20 protein-coding genes and 1 tRNA gene are annotated in these 23,838 nt (G+C 36.7%); 9 read left to right on the top strand and 12 right to left on the bottom strand.

The window, feature by feature from the left end:
- Window positions 1–29: 29 nt before the first annotated feature.
- The 12 genes from FYJ25_RS12175 to rpmH form a co-directional block, all read right to left on the bottom strand.
- Window positions 30–938, bottom strand: a complete 909-nt coding sequence (locus tag FYJ25_RS12175) for a ParB/RepB/Spo0J family partition protein (protein WP_096241502.1) — start codon at window positions 936–938, stop codon at window positions 30–32.
- Between the two features lie 123 nt (window positions 939–1,061).
- The gene (locus FYJ25_RS12170) at window positions 1,062–1,832 is read right to left on the bottom strand and encodes a ParA family protein (RefSeq protein ID WP_154581412.1); all 771 of its coding nucleotides are present in this window, start codon (window positions 1,830–1,832) and stop codon (window positions 1,062–1,064) included.
- Window positions 1,833–2,908: 1,076 nt separating this feature from the next.
- Window positions 2,909–4,603 (bottom strand): arginine--tRNA ligase, encoded by a 1,695-nt coding sequence (argS, locus tag FYJ25_RS12165; RefSeq protein WP_154581411.1) that lies wholly within the window; start codon window positions 4,601–4,603, stop codon window positions 2,909–2,911.
- A gap of 184 nt (window positions 4,604–4,787) precedes the next feature.
- Window positions 4,788–5,564, bottom strand: coding sequence for a hypothetical protein (locus tag FYJ25_RS12160; RefSeq protein WP_021906140.1), 777 nt, complete (start codon window positions 5,562–5,564; stop codon window positions 4,788–4,790).
- Window positions 5,565–5,611: 47 nt separating this feature from the next.
- Window positions 5,612–6,328, bottom strand: coding sequence for a 16S rRNA (guanine(527)-N(7))-methyltransferase RsmG (gene rsmG / locus FYJ25_RS12155; protein WP_096241505.1), 717 nt, complete (start codon window positions 6,326–6,328; stop codon window positions 5,612–5,614).
- Between the two features lie 36 nt (window positions 6,329–6,364).
- On the bottom strand, window positions 6,365–8,248 hold the full coding sequence (gene mnmG, locus FYJ25_RS12150) for a tRNA uridine-5-carboxymethylaminomethyl(34) synthesis enzyme MnmG (RefSeq protein ID WP_096241506.1): 1,884 nt from the start codon (window positions 8,246–8,248) through the stop codon (window positions 6,365–6,367).
- 116 nt (window positions 8,249–8,364) lie between these two features.
- Window positions 8,365–9,768 carry a tRNA uridine-5-carboxymethylaminomethyl(34) synthesis GTPase MnmE gene (gene mnmE, locus FYJ25_RS12145; RefSeq protein WP_227083450.1) on the bottom strand — a complete coding sequence of 468 codons (1,404 nt, stop codon included), beginning with the start codon at window positions 9,766–9,768 and terminating at the stop codon, window positions 8,365–8,367.
- Window positions 9,769–9,886: 118 nt separating this feature from the next.
- Window positions 9,887–10,519, bottom strand: a complete 633-nt coding sequence (jag, locus tag FYJ25_RS12140) for an RNA-binding cell elongation regulator Jag/EloR (RefSeq protein ID WP_021906144.1) — start codon at window positions 10,517–10,519, stop codon at window positions 9,887–9,889.
- Window positions 10,519–11,805, bottom strand: coding sequence for a YidC/Oxa1 family membrane protein insertase (locus FYJ25_RS12135; protein WP_021906145.1), 1,287 nt, complete (start codon window positions 11,803–11,805; stop codon window positions 10,519–10,521). Before FYJ25_RS12135 ends, jag begins: the two co-directional genes overlap by 1 nt.
- Before the next feature lie 15 nt (window positions 11,806–11,820).
- A complete protein-coding gene (yidD, locus tag FYJ25_RS12130; protein ID WP_021906146.1) occupies window positions 11,821–12,033 on the bottom strand; it encodes a membrane protein insertion efficiency factor YidD in 213 nt (70 codons plus the stop codon).
- Window positions 12,030–12,383: a ribonuclease P protein component gene (gene rnpA / locus FYJ25_RS12125; RefSeq protein WP_096241508.1), complete on the bottom strand. Its 354-nt coding sequence runs from the start codon at window positions 12,381–12,383 to the stop codon at window positions 12,030–12,032. The genes yidD and rnpA overlap by 4 nt, the downstream gene beginning before the upstream one ends.
- 60 nt (window positions 12,384–12,443) lie before the next feature.
- A complete protein-coding gene (rpmH, locus tag FYJ25_RS12120; RefSeq protein WP_005351392.1) occupies window positions 12,444–12,578 on the bottom strand; it encodes a 50S ribosomal protein L34 in 135 nt (44 codons plus the stop codon).
- A 491-nt stretch (window positions 12,579–13,069) separates the two neighbouring features.
- On the opposite strand from rpmH, the gene dnaA reads away from it, so the two are divergent.
- From dnaA to FYJ25_RS12075, 9 genes are all read left to right on the top strand, one after another.
- The gene (gene dnaA / locus FYJ25_RS12115) at window positions 13,070–14,404 is read left to right on the top strand and encodes a chromosomal replication initiator protein DnaA (RefSeq protein ID WP_021906148.1); all 1,335 of its coding nucleotides are present in this window, start codon (window positions 13,070–13,072) and stop codon (window positions 14,402–14,404) included.
- A 314-nt stretch (window positions 14,405–14,718) separates the two neighbouring features.
- Window positions 14,719–15,831, top strand: a complete 1,113-nt coding sequence (dnaN, locus tag FYJ25_RS12110) for a DNA polymerase III subunit beta (protein ID WP_021906149.1) — start codon at window positions 14,719–14,721, stop codon at window positions 15,829–15,831.
- A 60-nt stretch (window positions 15,832–15,891) separates the two neighbouring features.
- Entirely contained in the window at window positions 15,892–16,098 is a 207-nt protein-coding gene (locus tag FYJ25_RS12105; RefSeq protein WP_021906150.1) for an RNA-binding S4 domain-containing protein, read from the top strand.
- Between the two features lie 17 nt (window positions 16,099–16,115).
- Complete coding sequence (gene recF / locus FYJ25_RS12100; RefSeq protein ID WP_096238842.1) at window positions 16,116–17,216, top strand: DNA replication/repair protein RecF; 1,101 nt, start codon at window positions 16,116–16,118, stop codon at window positions 17,214–17,216.
- Window positions 17,217–17,282: 66 nt separating this feature from the next.
- The gene (gene gyrB / locus FYJ25_RS12095; RefSeq protein WP_154581410.1) at window positions 17,283–19,214 is read left to right on the top strand and encodes a DNA topoisomerase (ATP-hydrolyzing) subunit B; all 1,932 of its coding nucleotides are present in this window, start codon (window positions 17,283–17,285) and stop codon (window positions 19,212–19,214) included.
- A gap of 12 nt (window positions 19,215–19,226) precedes the next feature.
- Window positions 19,227–21,758, top strand: coding sequence for a DNA gyrase subunit A (gene gyrA / locus FYJ25_RS12090; RefSeq protein ID WP_154581409.1), 2,532 nt, complete (start codon window positions 19,227–19,229; stop codon window positions 21,756–21,758).
- Window positions 21,759–21,829: 71 nt separating this feature from the next.
- On the top strand, window positions 21,830–22,672 hold the full coding sequence (locus FYJ25_RS12085; protein WP_154581408.1) for a fumarate hydratase: 843 nt from the start codon (window positions 21,830–21,832) through the stop codon (window positions 22,670–22,672).
- A 16-nt stretch (window positions 22,673–22,688) separates the two neighbouring features.
- A complete protein-coding gene (locus tag FYJ25_RS12080) occupies window positions 22,689–23,237 on the top strand; it encodes a Fe-S-containing hydro-lyase (protein WP_154581407.1) in 549 nt (182 codons plus the stop codon).
- Between the two features lie 102 nt (window positions 23,238–23,339).
- Window positions 23,340–23,427 (top strand) — tRNA-Ser (locus FYJ25_RS12075).
- Window positions 23,428–23,838: the final 411 nt, after the last annotated feature.

Below are 23,838 nucleotides of genomic sequence, written 5' to 3'. Positions count from 1 at the left end.
TTTTTCTCCATTATCTTCTGTTAACAGTGTCATTCTTTAATACTTTGGATTAAATCTATAATTCGCTCCAATTCATCTTTAGAATAATACTCAATTTCTATTTTTCCCTTATTATTTTTCTTGTTTTTGATGCTAACCTTACTTCCAAGAATATCCTTCATTTTATTCTCAAAAAAAGTAATCATACTCTTTTCCTGCAATGACTCCTCTTCATCTACTTTTTTATTTTCTTTTTGATTCATTACAGTTTTAACCAGTTTTTCTGCTTCTCGAACACTTAAGTTTTCATCAAGAATTTTTTCTGCTAATTGATACTGCACATCTCCATCATCAATAGATAAAAGAGTTCTTCCATGTCCACTGCTGATAAGATTTTCAATTACCATATTTTGAACACGTTCATCCAGTTTGAGCAGTCTCATAATATTGGTAATAGCTGTTCTGCTCTTTGATACACTAGCAGCAATTTCATCCTGTTTTAATCCATATGTATTATAAAGCTGTTCATATGCCTTTGCTTCCTCAATTGGATTCAAATCTTCTCTTTGAAGATTTTCAATCAATGAAATCTTTAATGTTTCCTTTTCATCATAATTTTTTATGATTACAGGAACCTCTTTTAATCCGGCTTTCTTACATGCTCTCCATCTTCTTTCACCAGCAATGATTTCATAATACTTATCTTTTTTCTGTACAATAAGCGGCTGAATAACCCCATATTGTTTTATAGAATCAGCTAACTCTTCAATGGCATCTTCATCAAATTGCTTTCTTGGCTGATTTCTATTTGGCTCCACATCATGAATACTGAGTGTAAGAATCTGATTTTCCGCTGCTTCTTGTGTATCTTTATTTTTTCCTGTCGATTTTTTAGGCATACTTTCATCTTTTGGAATCAGAAGGTCTAATCCTCTTCCCAAACCTTTTCTAACCGCCATAAAATATATGCTCCTCCCATCTAAACTTGAAAATGTTTCACGTGAAACATTGTGTATTCTATCTTGTGAAACAATATTATAAAATTCGTGAAACGTTACACATTTTAATTACTCGTCTCTATTTTACTGTGCGTTTTCGATTACTTCATCAGCTAACATTCTGTAAGCTTCCGTACCAGAAGAACGCTTATCATAAAGATTAATTGGTAAACCATAACTAGGAGCTTCTGCTAATCTAACATTTCTTGGAATAATCGTCTTATAAATTGTCTGTTTTAAATTATCCTTTACATTTTCCACAACCTGTAAAGACAGATTTGTTCGAGCATCATACATAGTAAATACTACACCCTCAATATACAAATCTGGATTTAAACTATCCTGAATTAATTCAATCGTATAGATTAACTGAGAAAGACCATCTAATGCGTAAAATTCACATTGAATCGGAACCAAAACAGAATCTGAAGCTGTCATTGCATTTACGGTAAGCATGCCAAGTGCCGGCGGACAATCTATAATTATAAAATCATAATTATCTTTAATCGGTTCTAATTGTTTCTTTAAAATATATTGCATATTTTCTCTGGTAACTAATTCAATCTCCGCTCCTGCCAAATTTCTATTTGCCGGAATCAAAAATAAATTTTTAAAACATTCCTCTACAGGAATAATCGCTTCTTCAATACTAACTTCTTCTCTTAAAACTTCGTAAACTGTTTTATCTAACTCATTTTTCTCAAAGCCAAAACCGCTTGTAGTATTCCCCTGAGAGTCCATATCAATTAAAAGGACTTTCTTTCCCTTCTCCGCAAGACATGCAGAAAGATTAATGGATGTTGTTGTTTTTCCAACTCCACCTTTCTGATTTGCAATAGCAATCACTCTGCTCATAAACAAACCTCCATATTTTCATCATATAAAACCTATAAACTTGCAAAATTTAAAATCAAATTCTCCCATATTCAAATTTTAAATTTCAAACTTCAAATCTTGCAACTTATCGGAATTATTATAACATGAAATAAGATATCACGCTAGATATTATGTTTCACGTGAAACATTTTTACTATTTGATTCATTAGGGAACAGACGAAAAAAGAAATACTACCATATCCCATCTGCTCTGTAGTCGCTGTGTTTAAGATGCTTGTCTGCATCTTAAACACACTCCGAAGCCGCATCTGGGATATGGTAGTATTTCTTTTTTCTGTGTGTTGGCTCCAGAAGGAATGAATGCAATAGTATCTGGGAGGGATAAGGGGAAGAGGTCAGAAAGGTTCCTTCTTTCTCGGAAGATGTATCGTCAGAAGCTTAGATGCTTTCTTTAACGAACAGTAAAGAGAGAGGGCATTGTTATTTTCCAAAAAATTAGAGAAGTCCCCTTTAGATTCATTGTATACTCTAATTCAAGAATACCTCGGTATTCTTGCTACGAGATGTGCATCATGTAACGCATGACATACATCGAGACAAACGATATATCGCGACAATATAATGATAAATTTATCTTGTATAGTGATAGCTTGCAGTATCATCTTATCATCAGTGAAACTTGAAAAAAGGTTCAGCATAACGGAGAGAGTAAGTAGTAGACTCCTGACCTCTCCCCCTTCTCTCCCCAAAAGACGTATTGCATTCATTCCTTCTGGAGCCAAAACACAGAAAATAAAAATAATAGACCATAACAAATGTAATGTGAGAGTAGATAAATAAAATTTTATGACAGAAATATTTTCCGAGTAAGTAGTAGACTTCTGACCTCTTCCCCTTATCCCTCCCCAAAGACTATTGCATTCATTCCTTCTGGAGCCAACAAGCAGAAAATAAAAATAATAGACCATAACAAATGTAATGTGAGAGCAAGTAAAAATGCCGAACAGGCATTTTCTACGCAGTGATATCTTTACATTTGTTATGGTCTATTATTTTTATTTTCGTCTGTTTTCTCTAATGAATCAACTAGTTAATTACATTTGTTCTGGACATTCTATTCCTAATAAGTCTAATGCTGATTTGATGACTCTCATCGTTACATCTACTACTTTTAATCTTGCCATCTTTACATTTTCATCTTCTACATTAATCTGGCAGTCATGATAGAACTTATTAAAGTGCTGTGCCACAGATACAACAAATCTTGCAATCATAAATGGTTCGTACTTTTCTGCTGCTTCTTTAATAACCTGAGGGAATCTTGTAAGGTCTTTTAACAGGTTCATTGTTGCATCGTCTGTTAATACAGAATAATCAACTTCTGCAGGTAATTCAACCGCTCCTACTTTACGGAATACGCTGGCACATCTTGCATACGTATACTGTACATATGGACCAGTTTCTCCGTCAAAGTTAAGAATCTTATCCCAGTTAAAGATTACATCTTTGATTCTCTGGTTATATAAATCATTGAAAAGAATTGCACCGATTCCAACCTGTCTGGATACTTCTTCTTTGTTTGGTAAGTCAGGATTCTTTTCATTAATGATTTCATGAATCTTTTCGATGGCTTCATGCAAGATCTGCTCTGCATAAATAACATTTCCATTTCTTGTGGAGAGCTTTCCACCTTCCATACTAACTAATCCGTATGGAACATGTACAAGATTCTGATACCAATCGTATCTTAATAACTCGATTACTTTAAATACCTGTGCAAAATGAAGTTTCTGCTCTAATCCAGTAACATAAATACACTTATCAAAGTTATATGTTCTCTTACGATATAATAATGCTGCTAAATCGCGGGTAGCATAGATGCTGCTTCCGTCCTTCTTCATGATCAGACATGGAGCCATGTCATACTCATCTAATGATACAATATGTGCGCCTTCACTTTCTACAAGTAAATCTTTCTCCTGAAGTTTTTCTACTACTTCATGAGTCTTATCACGATAGAAACTTTCTCCTGTAAAATGGTCAAAGTCCATTCCAAGTAATTTATAAATTCGTTTGTATTCTACTAAACTGATATCTTTAAACCACTGCCAGATAGCAAGTGCCTCTTCATCTCCCTGCTCCATCTTAACAAACCATTCTCTTGCCTGGTCATTTAAAGAATCATCTTTTTCTGCTTCCTGATGGAACTTTACATAAATCTTCATCAGTTCATCAATTCCATTTTTCTCTACAGCTTCTTTGCTTCCCCACTTTTTATAAGCAACGATCAGCTTACCAAACTGTGTTCCCCAGTCTCCTAAATGGTTGATTCTTTCTACATGATAGCCTAATTTAGAATAAATCTTATAAAGAGAGTTTCCGATGATTGTTGTTCTTAAATGTCCTACGTGGAAGTTCTTTGCTACGTTTGGAGAAGAATAATCGATACAAACGGTCTTGCCTTCACCTTCTGTTCCAGCTCCAAAATCTGCAGTGTCCACAGTTTTCATAATTTCTTTTGCAAATGCTTCTTTTGCTAAGAAGAAATTGATATATGCACCTACATTTACAACTTTATCAAAAATATCATAACCTTTTTCATTAATCTGAGCGGTCAGCTCCTCAGCAATCATATTTGGCGCTTTACGAAATGCTTTAGCTAAGCGGAAACATGGGAATGCAAAGTCACCCATATCTGTCTTTTTAGGAATCTCTAAAGCTGCCGCAATATCTTCTTTGCTCATCTGTTCGATATTTTCAGATAGAATATCAATAATTTTGTTTTTCATTATTTACTCCCTTTCTTTTATATATTCTAGGAATCTTACTGTACTTGATTCTGTCAGAAACTTTCGTATCAATACTCTCTTATCAATACTTTCGTATCAGAACTTTCGTATTAAAACTTTCCTATCAGAATTCTTATTGGATTTTTCCCAGCTGCTCTTTTATGTTTGATCGCAACAGGTAACTTTATCCCCTGTCTATATCATAGGATATCTTAAATGTATCTACCGGACCATCTTCACACATACAATTCAGGGTAAGGATGATTTTCTCCTCAGTGACTTTACCTTCTATAAGTATCATGGAAATATCATAGTCTTCTACGGCTGATACAATATTGATCGTCAGTTGTCTTAATATATTCGCTACAACTCTTGTTTCTAGCTGTATTCCTTCATCTTCGAATTCAAGAAGAATTTCTAATTCATCATATCTGTCCTGAAAAAATGTTACTAACTCTTTTAAATTTTTCAGTAGCTCCGGATGGGTTTCATGCTTTTTATAAAAATCTTCTACAGTAATCCGATTCTTTTCTTTCTTTAATAAAAAACCGGAAAGACTATCTTTTGAATCGTCATCTAGCATGGTCTCTATATCCTGTAAAAAGTCTTTAATCTCTAACATTCTTCCATCTAGCATCTCTGCTTCTTCGCTGATTCTGCTGATATTGGCAAGAAGTTGTTTTTCTTTTTCATCCTTCTGATCTTCATCAATTTCACTTATATTTAAAGGAGAAAAATACTTTCTGACATCTTTCTTCCCAATATTAGGGAACAATGTCTTATCCTTTTGCTCTTTCTCCATTTTTAATTGAAGAATCTCATTTTCCAGATTATCTTTTTTCTCAGATAAAAACAAATACTCATTAGAAAGATGCTTTCTTAGTTTATCGTGAAAAACGGACATCCTTCCCTGCAAATTTGTATTATCTATAAAAATATCATTCTTTTCTTTCATATCCATACTAATCTGCCTTATCTTTCTGACATGTTCAAGAATACCTCGATTATCTACAGAGGATTCTTTGTCGGCGTTCCCGCCTTTCTTGGATAAAGCTTTGGTGTTCCCTTACATTTCTTTATCTTAATTAAAAGACGTTCTGCTTCATCCTCTTCTAAATGAAATTCATCTACATTTTCTATTTTACATCCTAACACATTCATGCAGTTTTGTGCATTAGTTATTTCATCTAATCCTTTTTTTCCTTTGTAGGATACAAAATATCCATTTGTTCTGACAAATGGAATACAGTATTCGCTTAACACACTCAAATTAGCGACTGCTCTTGAAACACACAGATCAAAGGAAGCTCGCAGACTTTTATCTCTTGCTAAATCTTCTGCTCTTCCATGAAGTGCTTCTAAACCTTCTAGTCCAAGTGCTTTTTTGACTTCATTTAAAAAACCGACTCTCTTATTTAAAGAATCTACTAATACAAACTGAATCTCCGGATAAACAATTTTTAATGGAATTCCCGGAAAACCTGCACCGGTTCCGACATCAATACAAGTCTTTACTTTGGTCATATCCATGACTCTTCTACAGCTTAAACTATCAATAAAATGCTTTTCAATCACTTCATCTTCGTCTGTGATCGCAGTTAAATTCATTGACTTATTTGTTTCGATCAACATATTATAAAACAGTTCAAACTGGTCTAACTGCTTTGGACTAAGGCTGATTTCTTCCTTTAATGCCCGGGCTTTTAATTTTTCTTTAAACTCCATATATTCCTCTTATTTCTCACCGCCTGTAAGACGCTGCTACTTCTTATGTCTCATCTGCTCCATATAAATCATCAGTACAGAAATATCTGATGGAGAAACTCCTGAAATTCGAGATGCCTGTCCAACAGAATGTGGATGTACTGCCTTTAACTTCTGAACAGCTTCATTACGCAAGTTGTGAACTTCATCATAATTTATAGTGTCAGGAATTAGTTTGTTTTCCATTTTCTTAAACTGTTCTACCTGCTGAAGCTGTCTCTTAATATATCCTTCATATTTAATATTAATGTTAATCTGCTCTATCACATCATCATCTAACGGTTCTCTTTCCGGATCGATGGATGCTAAAGATTCATAATTAAGTTCCGGACGCTTTATCAGTTCTTCTAATGTAGAACCACTATTTAACTGGGAACTTCCCAAACTTACCAGTAATTCCTGTACCGTCTTGTTCGCACCGATATTTACATGCTTTAAACGTTCAATTTCTTTTTCAATCTGATCTTTCTTTAAAAGGAACTTCTCATATCTTTCATCATCGATCAGACCAATCTCATGTCCAATTGGTGTAAGACGCATATCTGCATTATCCTGTCTTAATAAAAGACGATACTCTGCTCTTGAAGTCATCATACGATATGGTTCATGGTTTTCCTTTGTAACAAGGTCATCAATTAATACACCAATATACGCCTGCGAACGGTCCAGTATCACCGGTTCCTTTCCAGTGCATTTTCTTGCTGCATTAATGCCGGCGATTAGTCCCTGACAGGCAGCTTCTTCATATCCTGAGCTTCCATTAAACTGTCCACCGCTAAAAAGTCCCTGAATATTTCTGAATTCCAGTGATAACTTTAACTGATTCGGATTGATGCAGTCATACTCTATCGCATACGCATTACGGATGATCTTGACGTTTTCGAGACCTTTTACCGTACGATACATCTCATACTGAACATCTTCCGGAAGTGAACTGCTCATACCACCAACATACATTTCATTTGTAAATTCACCTTCTGGTTCAATGAAAAGCTGATGACGCTTTCTATCAGCAAAACGGACAACTTTATCCTCGATAGACGGACAATATCTCGGACCGGTTCCCTCAATAACACCCGCATAGATTGGTGAACGATCTAAATTATCTCGAATGATTTTATGAGTTTCTTCGTTCGTATACGTTAACCAACAGGAAATCTGCTCTCTCTTAATATCTTCTTCCTTATTTGTAAAACTGAATGGCACGATTTTTTCATCGCCAAACTGTTCTTCCATCACATCAAAGTTAACCGAACGCTTATCGATTCTTGCCGGAGTTCCTGTCTTAAAACGGTATAATTCAACACCATTATCTTTTAGGGACTGGCTTAAATAGTTCGCTGCCTGCAAACCATTCGGCCCCGTATAATTGACAACTTCGCCGTACAGACATCTTGCTTTTAAATAGGTTCCTGTTGCCAGAACAACTGCCTTTGCATGGTAAACGGCTCCGGAAAATGTTTTTACTCCTCGAATACTTCCATCTTCCACGATCAGCTCCGTAACCTCTGCCTGGCGTAGCGTTAAGTGATCTGTATTCTGAAGTGTATAACGCATTGTCATGGAATAAGCATCTTTATCTGCCTGTGCTCTTAAAGAATGAACAGCCGGTCCCTTAGACTTATTCAACATCTTCGACTGGATATATGTCTTATCAATATTTTTACCCATCTCTCCGCCGAGCGCATCGATTTCTTTTACAAGATGTCCCTTGGAGCTTCCTCCGATATTCGGATTACAGGGCATCAACGCCACACTGTTCATACTAACTGTAAAAATGATCGTCTCGCATCCAAGTCTTGCCGCTGCAAGGGCCGCTTCGCATCCGGCATGACCCGCTCCTACTACGATCACATCATAGCATTCTTCTACTGTCTTCATTAAGTCCTCCATAAATAAGTTCTCTACACTAAAATACCTGCTTCACTTCAAGAATACTTCTACATTTTTCTTCCGCATTCTTGAAGTGAGATGCACGTCATGCAGCGCATGACCTGTTACTTTCCTGTACAGAACTTGGAAAATATCTCATTTACTAAATCTTCTTCTACAGACTCCCCAATGATCAATCCCAGTTTTTCATATGCATTCATAAGATCAATCGTGAAGAAATCTTCCGGCATTCCTGCCTCAATACTTCTTTGTACACATTCAAGACTCTCATATGTCTTTGCAAGCGCATCTTTATGTCTTGCATTTGTAATATAGACTTCCTGGTTCACATCTATTCTACCATGAAACATCATATTTTTTAATTCCATTATGAAATTATCTATTCCATCTCCATATTTTGCAGAAATAGAGATCACTGGTGTCTCTTCAGAAATATACTCCTGTAATACAGAAGAATCAAAGCTACCTTCTTCCTGAACTTTATCTGACTTATTCAATAAAATAATCTTCTTTTTATCACGTATCTTCTGAAGTATTTCTATATCTTCTTCACTAATCTGTACGGAAGTATCCATCAAAAATAAAATTAAATCCGCACTTTCCATTTCTTTTCTGGCTCTCTCAACACCAATACTCTCTACTTTATCTTCCGTATCACGTATTCCCGCAGTGTCTACGATATTAAGAGTGATTCCATCAATCGTAACAGACTCTTCTAACGTGTCCCTTGTTGTTCCTGCAATATCCGTAACAATGGCTCTTTCTTCTCCTAATAATGCATTCAAAAAAGAGGACTTTCCGGCATTCGGCTTACCTATAATACAGGTTCGAATTCCTTCTGCTATGATTCTTCCGTTATCATAAGAATCCAACATGCCCCTTGCAGTCTTGATCCACTGTCTATCTAATTCCAAAAGTTTTTCAGGAAAACCATCTAAACTGTAATGCTCCGGATCATCTAATGCAGATTCTATAAACGCAACCTGATAGATAATCTCTTCTCTTAACTGCTTTATCCGGTCGGATAATCCTCCCTTTAACTGTGTCATGGAATTCTTTCTTGCCATCTCATTCTTAGAATCAATCAGATCCATAACCGCTTCTGCCTGGGATAAATCAATTCGTCCATTGAGAAATGCTCTCTTTGTAAATTCTCCAGGTTCTGCCGCTCTCGCACCATTCTTTAGTACAAGATTCAGCACTTTATATACCACAGTGACTCCGCCATGACAATCAATCTCAACTACATCTTCCTTCGTATAACTGTGTGGTCCCTTCATAATAAGGACGATACATTCATCGATCACTTCCTGTCCATCCTTAATATTTCCATAATAAATGCGATGATTCTCTAACTGATGCACATCCACTTTTTTGTTATATGGTTCAAAAATATTCGAAAGAATCGTCATGGCTTCGCTTCCACTGATTCTTATAATTCCTATCCCTGCATTCGATACTGCAGTAGCAATCGCAGCAATCGTATCAAATTCATTTATCATTCCCATAACACTCTCCATCTGCTGTGTTGTCTGAGCTTCAAAAATAATCATTCTGTAAATTCAAAAATAGGATGCTTAAAAATTCCCGTAAGAATCTTTAAACATCCCTAATCTCATACTTATGTTATCTGTCTCTCTTTAACATAATAACAACTTTTCTATACGGTTCCTCACCTTCACTCTTCGTGCAGACATATCTGTCATTCTGAAGTGCAGAATGAATCACACGCCTTTCATAAGGATTCATTGGCTCTAAAGCAACAGGTTTTTTCGTCCTCTTTACCGTATATGCTATTTTTTTAGCTAACTTTTCAAGTGTAACTTTTCTTCTTTCGCGATAATTCTCTGTATCAAGCTTAACGCGGATATATGCATCGCTCTCACGATTCACATAAAGACTGATCAAATACTGTAATGCATCAAGTGTCTGTCCTCTCTTTCCGATAAGGATACCCATATCAGAACCGGATAAATCAATATTCATTACATTATCTTCTTCTTTAAAGTCAATATTTACTGTAGTTTCCACTTTCATGGCATCAAATAATTCTTCACAAAATGCCTGTGTTCTTTCTAATAAAGACTTCTTTACTGTCACAGAAATCACAGCCGGTTTAGTGTTAAAGATACCGAGGAAACCCTTGCTTCCTTCGTCTATTACTTTATACTCCAGCTGATCACTGCTAATGCCAAGCTCAAGTGTAGCCGCTGTAATCGCTTCGTCTACTGTCTTAGCTTTAAATTCTCTAACTTCCACTACTTCTTACCTCCCCTGGTATTTCCGTGTTCCTTCTCATACTGAGATACCATATATGCTTTTTTACCAATATCTCCAAGCTTACTGATATCTACAGAACTAAGACTATCGAAGTCTTCTTTCCCTGTTCCCTCCGGACCAGCGATCTTCTTTGTATTAATGGAAGCAATCTGCTTAATTGTTTTTCTTTCGTAAGAATTCTCAACTCCCTCTTTAGCAGAATCTGCCTTTGCAGAGGTATCCATGAGTTTCTCCATAAATGTTTTCTGTCCTTTTGCTTTCTTCTTTGCAGCCTTTTCTTTATTCTTAGCAACGAGAATATTAATATCTACACTATCCATGTATTTATTAATAATAACCTGCTGTAAGCACTGGAATAATGCACTTGTTACCCAGTAAAGACCAAGACCTGCAGGTGTAACTAAACAGAAATATAAAGACATAAGAGGCATCATGACCGTCATGCTCTTTGTCATTCCTGCTGCCGGATTATTCCCATCCAGCTCAGGCTGTTTCATTGTCTTTGCTGATAAGTACTGGAATAATGCAGCCAGTATCGGAATCAGCCAATAAATAGACGGATGAAATCCCGGTACCTGAGAAACATTAATTCCTGCAAAGAAGTCGTTCATTCCAATAATATGAGTAGATGAACTGTTAATTACATCTGATGCAGATGGAATCGCTTTGGCAAGCTGATGCCATGCATCCGCATTAAAATAATTCAGTGTATCGATAATCTGATTCTTTGTCGCATCTGATGCAAGTGTTGTAACGTAAGAAGACTTTAATCCCTTACCAATCTTATTAATCGTATCAATTGCACCTGCCTGTCCGGCAATTGCAGTTACAACCTGCATGTAAACAGCTTTTACCTGAGGAATATATGCAGGAATCTTTCGGATAACCTGATATAACGCCAGGAAAATAGGCATCTGAATTACTAACTGGAGACATCCACCAGTTGGATTCGTGCCATATTTTTCGTAAACCTTCTGAATCTCTTCATTCTGCTTCATCATAGAAGCCTGATCCGTTTTATTACGGTACTTTCTCTGAATCTTATTGATCTCAGGCTGCATTACCTGACTGATCTTAGCAAACTTCTGCTGCTTAATTGTTAATGGCAGCATTAATAATCGAACAATAATGGTAAATATGATAATACATAATCCAATGTTCTGAATGCCAATGAAATTCAAACAATAAAAAATGAATTCCATGACATACCCAAGTAAGGTAGCAATCCATCCGATAATCGGAGTGGTAGACTGCGTCAATAACATACTTTTCCTCCTTAACTATGGAACCGGATCATATCCGCCTTTCGAAAAAGGATTACAACGCAGGATCCGCCACGCTGCTAACAATCCCCCCTTTAATACACCATACTTCTCAATCGCCTCAATCGCATACTGCGAACAGGTCGGTGTATATATACAGGTCGCTCTTCCTTTAAGAGCCGACAGATATTTCTGATAAAATCTTATTATTTTAATAAAAATAATTTTCATTCCAAATCATCGTCTTCTAATAATAAATGATGTAAATTCAACAAATGAAAAATGGCACTTTCAAACTTCCCATAGTCAGACTCTTTCGCTGACGGGCGTGCCACGATTACAATGTCATAGCCACTCTTAATCTCTTTCCAGTGAAGACGCATAACCTCTCTGATTACTCTGGTTACTCTGTGGCGGACAATACTGTTTCCTACTTTTTTACTTACAGAAATTCCTATACGGTTAGAAGATGCGTCATTCTTCTTTATTATCATTACGAAACAACGATTCGCCTTAGACTTACCGTTACGATATACCGCCTGGAATTCCCAATTCTTTCTTAAAGACTTAAATTCATTCACTTAACTTTCTCAACTTTCCAAACAATCAAATGAGAAAAGAAAAGGCCACATCACTGCGACCTAAGCTGATAATTTATTTCTTCCTTTTGCTCTTCTTCTAGCTAATACTTTTCTGCCGTTAGCAGTACTCATTCTTTTTCTAAATCCATGAACTTTAGATCTCTGTCTTTTCTTTGGCTGAAATGTCATCTTCATGCGAAAGCCACCTCCTTAACGAATATTATACCTGTCTTGTTGAAAAACATCACTCCTATTATATTGAAAAACGTCCTCTAAGTCAAGCAATTCCTGCGTATTTTCTTATTAAATCCGGATTTTTAATTTTTTGCACATCAAAATCAGAAGTTATGCACGAGTTATCCACATTTTGTGCATAACTTGTGCATAACTTTAAAAATATTCACAATATCCATCCCGAAAATTCGTCAAAAGCTTTTTTTCTCTTGCAATTTTCGATGTGTATAAATTCGTTTTAGTTATCCACATTTTGTTACTTTTCTTTTTTTTCTTTAAAAAAACAGCATTTTTCTCAGTTATCCACAATAAGTTATCCACATTTTTTCAACATTCGTATATTGAAAAAATGTGGGTTCTGTTATACACTTATACTAAAAGCCGAGCCGTCTCGAACTCTGCTTATTTTTTGTTCAGACAGTTCAACATATTAAACCAGAATGGAGTTAACAATGAAGGAATTAATTGAGTCAAAATGGCAAGAAATTCTAAATATTCTCGTAAAAGAGCATGAAATTTCCGAAGTTGCTGTGAATACTTGGATACAACCACTAACTATTCAGACAATTTCGGATGACAGTATCACTTTTTTTATGGTACGAGGACCACGTGGTATCGAATTTATAAAGCATAAATACTATGACATTTACCTTTCTATGGCAATAGAACAGGTTACTGGAAAGCAATTTAAAATTCTTTTTACCGACTCCAATTCTGCAGCATCGCAGCCTGAACCAGCAAAAGTTACTGTTCCTGCAGAATATATTGGTAATTTAAATCCAAGATATACTTTTGATACCTTTGTCGTAGGTCCTACCAATAAGATGGCCCATGCCGTTTCCGTTGCTGTAGCCGAATCACCCGGCGGAGCATACAATCCTCTCTTTTTATATGGAGGAGCCGGTCTTGGAAAAACACATTTGATGCATTCCATCGCTCATCATATTATTAATAATCGTCCGGATCTGCGTGTTTTATACGTCACTTCCGAAAAGTTTACAAATGAGCTGATCGATTCCTTAAAACATGATAAAAATAAGGAATTTCGCGACAAATATCGTAATATTGATGTCCTGTTGATCGATGATATACAGTTTATAATAGGAAAAGAAAGTACTCAGGAAGAATTTTTCCATACATTCAACGAGCTTCACGAAGCAAAAAAACAGATTGTCATTTCTTCCGATAAACATCCAAGAGAGATTGCTACTTTAGAAGAACGTCTGCGATCTCGTTTTGAATGGGGAATCACCGCAGATATTCAGCCACCTGATTATGAGACAAAGATGGCCATCTTAAAAAAGCGTGCCGAATTAGAACGTCTTGATATTGATCCGGAAGTTATGCAGTATGTCGCTACGAACATCAATTCCAATATTCGTGAATTGGAGGGCGCTTTAAATAAAATTTTTGTTTTTGCAAATCTTGAAAAGAAGCCTGTTACCTTAGAATTAGCAGAAAACGCTTTAAAAGACACCATCGAATGTCAAAAAGAAGTAACACCGCAGCTAATTATGGACGTTGTCGCAGAACATTACAATATTTCTGTATCTGACATCATATCCAAGAAGAAAAATAAGGAAATTGCGAATCCTCGTCAGATATGTATGTACCTTTCCCGAAAATATACCGATTATTCTCTCCAGAATATCGGAAAGATTATGGGAAATCGTGACCATACTACAGTTATCCATGGACACGATAAAATCAATAAGATGCTCGAAACCGACGAAACATTAAAAAGCAACCTTGATATTATCATTAAAAAATTGAACCCGCCAACGTAGGCATTTATATAGAAGAAACAGAAAATAAAGGTGTCTTCACAACGCTGGAGACTATCCTTTATTTTTTTCCACATTCTATTCAGATTCGATGTGAATTACCTGTGGATGGATGTGGATAACTTTTGCGGACTTTTTTCTATGTGGATAACTATTTTTTTATTCACACACTTATCCTCATAGTTATCCTTTTCGAAAATCCTTGTATTATCGGCCTCTTACCACTTATTCACATCCCTAACACTCCCTACTACTACTACTGCGGATAACTTATTATATTTATATATATTTCACACCGAAAGGAGTTATACACATTTATGAAGATAACATGCCCTAAGAATCAATTTTTATACGGAGTAAATACCGTATCGAAAGCTGTGTCCAATAAGACAACAATGGAAATTCTCCAATGTATCCTTATTGAAGCATTTGATGACTGCATTAAATTAACTGCCAATGATACAGAACTTGGCATAGAAACAGTAATTCAGGGAACAATTCTTGAACCTGGTAAGATTGCACTTGAAGCAAAAATCTTTTCAGAGATCATCAAAAAGATTCCTGATAATGATGTTTATATCGAAACGGATGAAGCCGGAAAGACAAATATTGAATGTGAACAGATTCAATGTAGTATTATGGGAAGAAAGGGAGATGATTTCTCTCATTTACCAGAAATTGAAAAAGAAAATAAAATTACTCTTTCTCAGTTTGACTTAAAAGAAGTTATCAGACAGACAATTTTTTCAGTATCGGATAATGAAAATAATAAATTGATGACAGGTGAACTTTTAAGTATTGAAAATAATAAACTGACCGTAACTTCCCTTGATGGACATAGAATTTCTGTTCGTAATATTGAGCTTCAGGAATCTTATTCAAAAATGGAAGTTATTGTTCCAGGTAAAACTTTATCTGAAGTTAGTAAAATTCTTCCTGGTGAAGCAAAAGATACAGTGAATTTATATTTAACAGATAAGCACATTTTATTTGAGTTTGGTGATACAAAGGTAGTTTCACGATTATTAGAAGGTAAGTTTTATAATATCGGACAAATGCTTTCTAATGATTACGAAACAAAGTTGACAATCAATAAAATGGAATTATTGCGTTGTCTTGACCGCTCCACTTTATTTGTAAAAGAATCAGATAAGAAGCCGATTATTCTTAAAATTGAAAATGAACAGATGAATCTTATGATTTCTTCACAGATTGGTTCTATGAAAGATCAGATTTCAATTAGTAAAGAAGGTAAGGATATCGTGATTGGATTTAATCCAAAGTTTTTGGTAGATGCTCTTCGAGTAATTGATGAAGAAGAAGTTACAATATATTTGATGAACTCTATTGCCCCTTGTATTATAAGAGATGAGACATCTTCTTATCTGTATCTGATCTTACCAATCAATGTAAGTAACAGTAATGTATAAATTTTAACGAACTTGTTCGCGAGTGGCGGACACAATGAGAAAGGAATTTTAAGAAAGAATATGGAATTAAAATTAAGAGATGAATTTATTAAACTGGGACAGGCTATGAAGGCTGCTGGTATCGTATCATCAGGAATTGATGCAAAGATGCTGATTCAGGATGGCCAGGTGACCGTTAATGGTGAAGTGGAAACCAGAAGAGGTAGAAAGCTTTATGACGGTGATGTTTTTGAATTTGAAGGCGACGAAGTACGAGTAGTAAAATAAATATATGGGAGGACTCCATGTTTGTAGAATCGATTGAATTAAATAATTACAGAAATTTTGATTCGGTTAAAGTGGAGTTTTCTCCTGGAGTAAATATTTTTTTTGGAGATAATGCACAGGGGAAGACGAATCTTTTAGAATCTATTTATGTAAGTGGAACTTCCAGATCTCACAGGGGAAGCAGAGATAAAGAATTGATTCGTTTTGGAGAGGACGAGGCACATATTCGTCTTTTTTTTCAGAAAGATTCGTTATCCCATCGCTTAGATGTTCATTTAAAGAAAAATAAGAATAAAGGGATTGCGGTAGATGGTGTGCCGGTACGACGTTCAGGAGAACTTCTTGGAATGATGCACATCGTCTTTTTTTCACCGGAAGATTTATCAATCATAAAAGAAGGTCCGGCTGGAAGAAGGCGGTTTCTTGATATGGAATTAAGTCAGATTGACAAGGGATATCTGCAGCAATTGATTGCTTATAATAAGATTTTAAATGAGCGGAATAATCTTTTAAAACAGATTAATCTCTATCCTGCCTTAATCGAAACATTGGATGGATGGGACGAACAGCTTTTGACAGCAGGACAGTTTCTCATAAAAAAAAGAGAAGAATTTGTACAATTTCTTGATGAGATGATGGCAAGAATTCATAGTCAGCTTACCGGTGGAAAAGAGCAGATGAAAGTAGAGTATGAGAAAAATGTTTCTGCGGAGGAATTCAGAGAGCAGTTATATTCGAGAAGGAATAAAGATATATCCTCAGGTACAACAACAGCAGGTCCACACAGGGACGATCTTCGTTTTAAGGTCGGAGGGATCGACATCCGTAAGTTTGGTTCGCAGGGCCAGCAAAGAACAGCAGCACTGTCGTTAAAATTATCGGAGATCCGATTGATCGAGCAGGTAACAGGAGAAAAACCAATCTTACTTCTTGATGATGTATTATCAGAATTAGATGCTGGAAGGCAGTCATGGCTGTTGGAAAGTATTCAGGATATACAGACACTGATCTCATGTACAGGACTGGATGATTTTGTTAACAGCCGTATCTCACTGGACAAGGTATTTCGTGTGACAGAGGGGCGTGTACAGGAAGAAAAAACAGAGGGTTTGGTTTAAGAAGTTGAATAAATGGCAATATTTATGGTATAATTATTTGATTAAGTTTTGACAGGAGGTTGAATTATGAGTGAAGAACAGATTTCTGCGGGGCAGGAATATGGTGCGGATCAAATACAGATTTTAGAAGGTCTTGAAGCAGTACGGAAAAGGCCTGGTATGTACATTGGCAGTACTTCATCCAAGGGCCTCCATCATCTGGTATATGAGATTGTAGATAATGCAGTTGATGAAGCATTAGCTGGATTTTGTAATACAGTAGAGGTGTACATCAATGAAGATAATTCTATTACGGTCAGAGATAATGGTCGTGGTATTCCTGTAGGAATTAACAAGAAAAAGGGAATTCCAGCAGTAGAAGTTGTGTTTACCATCCTTCATGCAGGAGGAAAGTTTGGTGGTGGAGGATACAAAGTATCCGGCGGATTACATGGAGTAGGTGCGTCTGTTGTTAATGCGCTGTCCACATGGCTTGAAGTAGATATTTTCCATGAAGGAAAGATTTACCGTCAGAGATATGAACGTGGAAAGGTTATGTATCCGTTGAAAGTAGTAGGAGATACAGATAGAAGAGGTACCGAGGTACGTTTTCTTCCGGATCCGACCATTTTCGAAGAGACTGTTTTCGATTTTGCAGTGTTAAAACAGCGTCTTCGTGAGATGGCATTTTTAACAAAGGATTTAAAGATTGTTCTTACAGACCGAAGACCAGAAGAAAAAGTTTCCATGACGTTCCATTATGAAGGCGGCATCCGCGAATATGTAGAATATCTGAATAAAAGTAAGGAAGTGCTCTATTCTGAAGTAATTTACTGTGAGGGAAAGAAGGGCGATGTATTCGTAGAAGTTGCCTTACAGCATAATGATTCTTATAACGAAGGTGTTTACAGCTTTGTAAATAATATTACAACGCCGGAAGGTGGAACACATCTGGCCGGTTTTAGAAGTGCGCTTACAAAGACATTTAATGATTATGCAAGAAAGAATAAGTTATTAAAGGATAATGAGCAGAATCTTACCGGTGATGATATCAGGGAGGGCTTGGTTGCGATTGTCAGCATCAAGATTCCGGAGCCCCAGTTTGAAGGTCAGACAAAGCAGAAGCTTGGAAATAGTGAAGCACGTGGTGCGGTTGACAGTGTAGTAAGTGAACAGCTTACTTATTTCTTAGAGCAGAATCCAAATGTTGCAAAGATGATCTGTGAGAAAGCGGTACTTGCACAAAGAGCAAGAGAAGCAGCAAGAAAGGCAAGAGATTTAACGAGAAGAAAGTCTGCGCTTGATGGAATGAGCCTTCCAGGTAAGCTGGCAGACTGTTCAGATAAAGATCCAAAGAATTGCGAAATCTATATCGTAGAGGGAGATTCTGCGGGTGGTTCAGCGAAAACAGCAAGAAGTCGTGCAACGCAGGCCATTCTTCCATTGCGAGGAAAGATTTTGAATGTAGAAAAGTCAAGACTTGATAAGATTCTTGTGAATAATGAGATACGTGCGATGATCACAGCATTTGGAACAGGAATTCATGAAGACTTTGATATTACAAAGCTTAGATATAATAAGATCATTATTATGACGGATGCCGATGTAGACGGTGCGCATATCGCAACATTATTGCTTACATTTTTATATCGTTTTATGCCAGAACTTATTAAAGAAGGGCATGTATATCTGGCACAGCCGCCACTGTATAAAGTGGAGAAGAATAAAAAGGTGTGGTATGCCTACAGTGATGAAGAGTTAAATACAATACTGACGGATATCGGACGAGACGGCAACAATAAGATCCAGCGATATAAAGGTCTTGGTGAGATGGATGCATCTCAGTTATGGGAGACAACGATGGATCCGGAAAAGAGAATTTTATTACGCGTAAATATGGATGATGATGCAGCTTCCGAATTGGATATGACATTTGATACTCTCATGGGAGATCGTGTAGAACCACGTAGAGAATTTATCGAAGCCAATGCAAAGTATGTACAGAATCTGGATATCTAACAGGAGGATAGAATGGACGATAGTAATATTTTTGATAAAATCCATGAGGTGGATTTAAAGAATACCATGGAAAAATCTTATATAGATTATGCTATGAGTGTAATTGTATCCAGAGCTCTTCCAGATGTACGAGATGGTTTAAAGCCGGTGCAAAGAAGAATTCTTTATTCTATGATTGAGTTGAATAACGGACCGGATAAGCCTCACAGAAAGTGTGCTCGTATCGTTGGTGATACAATGGGTAAATATCACCCTCATGGTGACAGTTCTATTTATGGTGCATTAGTTAATCTTGCACAGGACTGGTCTACTCGTTATCCACTAGTGGATGGTCATGGAAACTTTGGTTCTGTGGACGGTGATGGCGCGGCTGCCATGCGTTATACAGAGGCAAGATTATCTAAGATTTCCATGGAAATGACAGCGGACATTTACAAAGATACGGTTGATTTTGTACCGAACTTTGATGAGACAGAAAAAGAACCAAGTATTCTTCCATCAAGGTTTCCAAATCTTCTTGTAAATGGAGCACAGGGAATTGCCGTAGGTATGGCAACGAATATCCCGCCGCATAACTTAAGAGAAACGATCGACGGTGTCGTAAAGATTATTGATAATCAAGTACAGGAAGACAGAGAGACGGATATTGATGAGCTTTTAGAAATCGTAAAAGGACCGGACTTCCCGACAGGGGCAGCTATTCTTGGACGAAAGGGTATTGACCAGGCCTACCGTACGGGAAGAGGCAAGATTAAGGTACGTGCGGTGACAAACATTGAGCCAATGAAGAATGGAAAGCAGAGAATTATCGTATCCGAGCTTCCATATATGGTAAATAAGGCACGTTTAATTGAAAAGATCGCTGATTTAGTAAAAGAAAAGAGAGTAGACGGAATCACAGAATTACGAGATGAATCTGATAGAAGCGGTATGCGCATCTGTATTGAGACACGTAAAGATGTGAATGCCAATGTATTATTAAAGCAGTTATTTAAACATACACAGCTTCAGGATACTTTTGGAGTCATCATGCTTGCGCTTGTAGATAATCAGCCAAAGGTTCTTAACTTAAAAGAAATGCTTGTACATTATCTGGATCATCAGAAGGATGTTGTCACAAGAAGAACGAGATATGAGCTGAATAAAGCCAAAGAAAGAGCGCATATTTTAGAAGGTCTTTTAAAAGCATTAGACCATATTGACGAAGTGATAGAAATCATACGTGCCTCTAAGAATGTTTCTGAAGCAAGAGATAATCTGATGAGACGTTTTGAATTCTCACAGGCACAGGCACAGGCAATCGTAGATATGCGTCTTCGTGCATTGACAGGTTTAGAGAGAGAAAAGCTTCAGAACGAATATGATGAACTTGAGAAAAAGATTGCGGAATTAGAAGCGATTCTTGCAGATGAAAAGGTTCTTTTAGGAGTAATCCGAGAAGAAATACTTCTTATTCGTGATAAATATGGTGATGACAGAAGGACGTCCATCGAGATGGATATGGAAGATTTAAGTGATGAGGCATTGATTCCAAGAAAAGATGCGATTATTACTTTCTCTAAACTGGGATATATTAAGCGTATGACACCGGATAACTTCCACAGTCAGAATCGTGGTGGTAAGGGAATACGTGGTATGAATGTCATTGATGAAGATCATATAGAAGATTTATTTATGACAAGTACCCATAATTATATTATGTTCTTTACCAATAAAGGTCGTGTATATCGTCTCAAAGGATACGAGATTCCGGAATCAGGAAGAACGGCAAGAGGAGTGAATATTATCAATCTTCTTCAGCTTCAGCCGGAAGAAAAGATTACAGCGATCATCCCGTTATTAGAAGACGGTAAACAGCATTACCTCGTTATGGCTACAAGAAACGGTCTTGTAAAGAAAACAGGATTTGATGAGTATAAGAATATTCGAAAGAACGGTCTGTCAGCAATCTCCCTGCGAGAGGGCGATGAACTGATTGAAGTAAAGCAGACAGATGAGAATGAGGATATTTTCCTTGTATCAAAAGAAGGACAGTGTATCCGATTTAAACTCCAGGATGTACGAGAAACCGGAAGAGTTTCTATGGGTGTGATCGGAATGAATCTTGGTGATACAGATGAAGTTGTTGGAATGCAGATTCGTTCTGAAGGTGATGATTTATTGATCGTATCTGAAAAAGGTATGGGTAAACGAACACCTCTTGATGAATTTACCGTACAGCATCGTGGTGGAAAAGGTTTAAGATGTTATAAGATCACCGACAAGACAGGATATGTTGTCGGTGTGAAGACAATTAAGCCGGAAGAAGAAATTATGCTGATTACTACAGAAGGTATTGTGATTCGGATGAAGAGTGATTCGATTTCTGTTATTGGCAGAAATACCTCCGGTGTAAAACTTATTAATATTGATTCAGAAAGCAGTATTAAAGTTGCCAGCGTTGCAAAAGTCAGATTTGAAGAGGAAGAGGATTTTGCAGAAGTAGAAGAGGATGAAGCAGAGCCTCAATCCACAGAGGAAGAAGCAACACAGGAAGAAATATAAAGAAGCTTTCTTAATGATCAATAAGAATGCTTTTCACAGTTGTTATGTCATTGAATATAAGAGGTAAAAAGATGCGTTCAATTCATGTAGACGAAATTTCCAGAAACATAAAAGAAATGTGTATAGAAGCTAATTACTATCTTTCCGATGATATGAAGAATGCTTTGTATAAAGCGGCAGACCAAGAGGAGAATCCTCTTGGCTGCCAGATTCTTAATCAGTTGAAAGAGAATCTTGCTATTGCGGGAGAAGAACAGATACCAATCTGTCAGGATACTGGAATGGCTGTCGTTTTTGCGGAAGTAGGACAGGATGTACATATTGAAGGAGGTTCTCTCGCAGATGCTATCAATAAAGGTGTACATGACGGATATGTAGAAGGATATCTGCGTAAGTCAGTAGTAAATGATCCTTTTATCAGAGAAAATACAAAAGATAATACACCTGCGGTTATTCATTACAGTATCGTTCCAGGAGAAAATATCAAGCTTACCGTAGCACCGAAGGGATTTGGAAGCGAAAATATGAGCAGAGTATTTATGCTTAAGCCGGCAGATGGTATGGAAGGCGCAGTGAATGCTATTGTATCTGCTGTACAGGATGCAGGGCCTAATGCATGCCCACCTGTTGTAGTTGGTGTTGGTATTGGCGGTACCTTTGAAAAAGCAGCTCTCATGGCGAAGCAGGCGTTGATAAGACCTGTAGGAACACATTCTGATCTTCCTTCTATAAAAGCAATGGAAGAGGATGTCCTTAAAAGAGTCAATGCTCTTGGAATTGGTGCAGCGGGACTTGGAGGAACTGTTACGGCATTAGCTGTAAATATTAATACGTATCCTACACATATTGCAGGTCTGCCTGTTGCTGTTAATATGTGCTGTCATGTAAATCGTCACGCAGTAAGAAGTTTATAAGGGGAGGTATACAGTTATGAATAGAACAATTCAGGTTCCACTTTCTGAAGAAGATATCAATACTTTAAAAGCAGGGGACTATGTATATCTGTCCGGAATTATTTATACTGCCAGAGATGCAGCGCATAAAAGAATGTATGAAAGTATGCATAAAGGGGAAGCATTACCAATAGAGCTCAATGGGAATGTTTTGTATTATCTTGGACCAAGTCCGGCAAGAGAAGGACAGATTATCGGTTCTGCAGGTCCGACTACAAGCAGTCGTATGGATAAGTATACTCCAGAAATGCTTGATAAGGGATTAAAGGGCATGGTAGGAAAAGGAAAGCGTTCTTCGGAAGTTATAGAGGCCATGAAGAGAAATGGTGCAATATACTTTGCAGCGGTAGGTGGAGCAGGTGCATTACTTTCTAAATGTATTAAAAAAGCAGATGTAGTTGCTTACGATGATCTTGGCACAGAGGCAATCCGTAAATTAGAAATCGAGAATCTGCCTGTTATTGTAGTTATAGATAAAGATGGAAATAACCTTTATGAGACTGCAAAAGAAAAATGGAAAAAATAATTAAAAAAAGACTTGACTTTAGTCAGTCTTTTTGATAATATAATAAGGCGTTGTGCATTACTGTGCAACGGAATTGAATATTTTCATTTATTTAGGCATTATGGAGAAGTACTCAAGTGGCTGAAGAGGCGCCCCTGCTAAGGGTGTAGATCGTTCGCGCGGTGCGAGGGTTCAAATCCCTCCTTCTCCGTAATATTTTTCACTCTTATTTGGAAAATAAAGAAGAAAAATAAAAAAAGTGCTTGACAGATGAATGAGAATATGATAGAATGTACGAGTTGCTCAAGAAAAGCAACAAAACATTAAAAAATAAATTAAAAAAGTTCTTGACAAAGACTTCTAAGTATGATAAAATAAAGAAGTTGTGTCACAAAAAAAAGAACGACACAAAACCTTGATAACTGAATAACAAAACAACCTTGAACGTTAATTCAAATTTCATTCGGGTTTTCCTGAGAGTGATGTCTGCAGGAGAGTCCATGGAACAGAACGAAAGTTCAAAACCTAAATAAACAGTAAAGACAGGAAAAGAACCAGTGGTTCTGGACCTGGATCTGACATCTTAAACATTTTATTTGAGAGTTTGATCCTGGCTCAGGAT

The organism is Anaerobutyricum soehngenii (assembly GCF_009697165.1).
Taxonomy (GTDB): Bacteria; Bacillota; Clostridia; order Lachnospirales; family Lachnospiraceae; genus Anaerobutyricum; species Anaerobutyricum soehngenii.
Note: the sequence above shows the minus strand (reverse complement) of the source record. Positions and strands in the feature narration are given on the sequence as shown.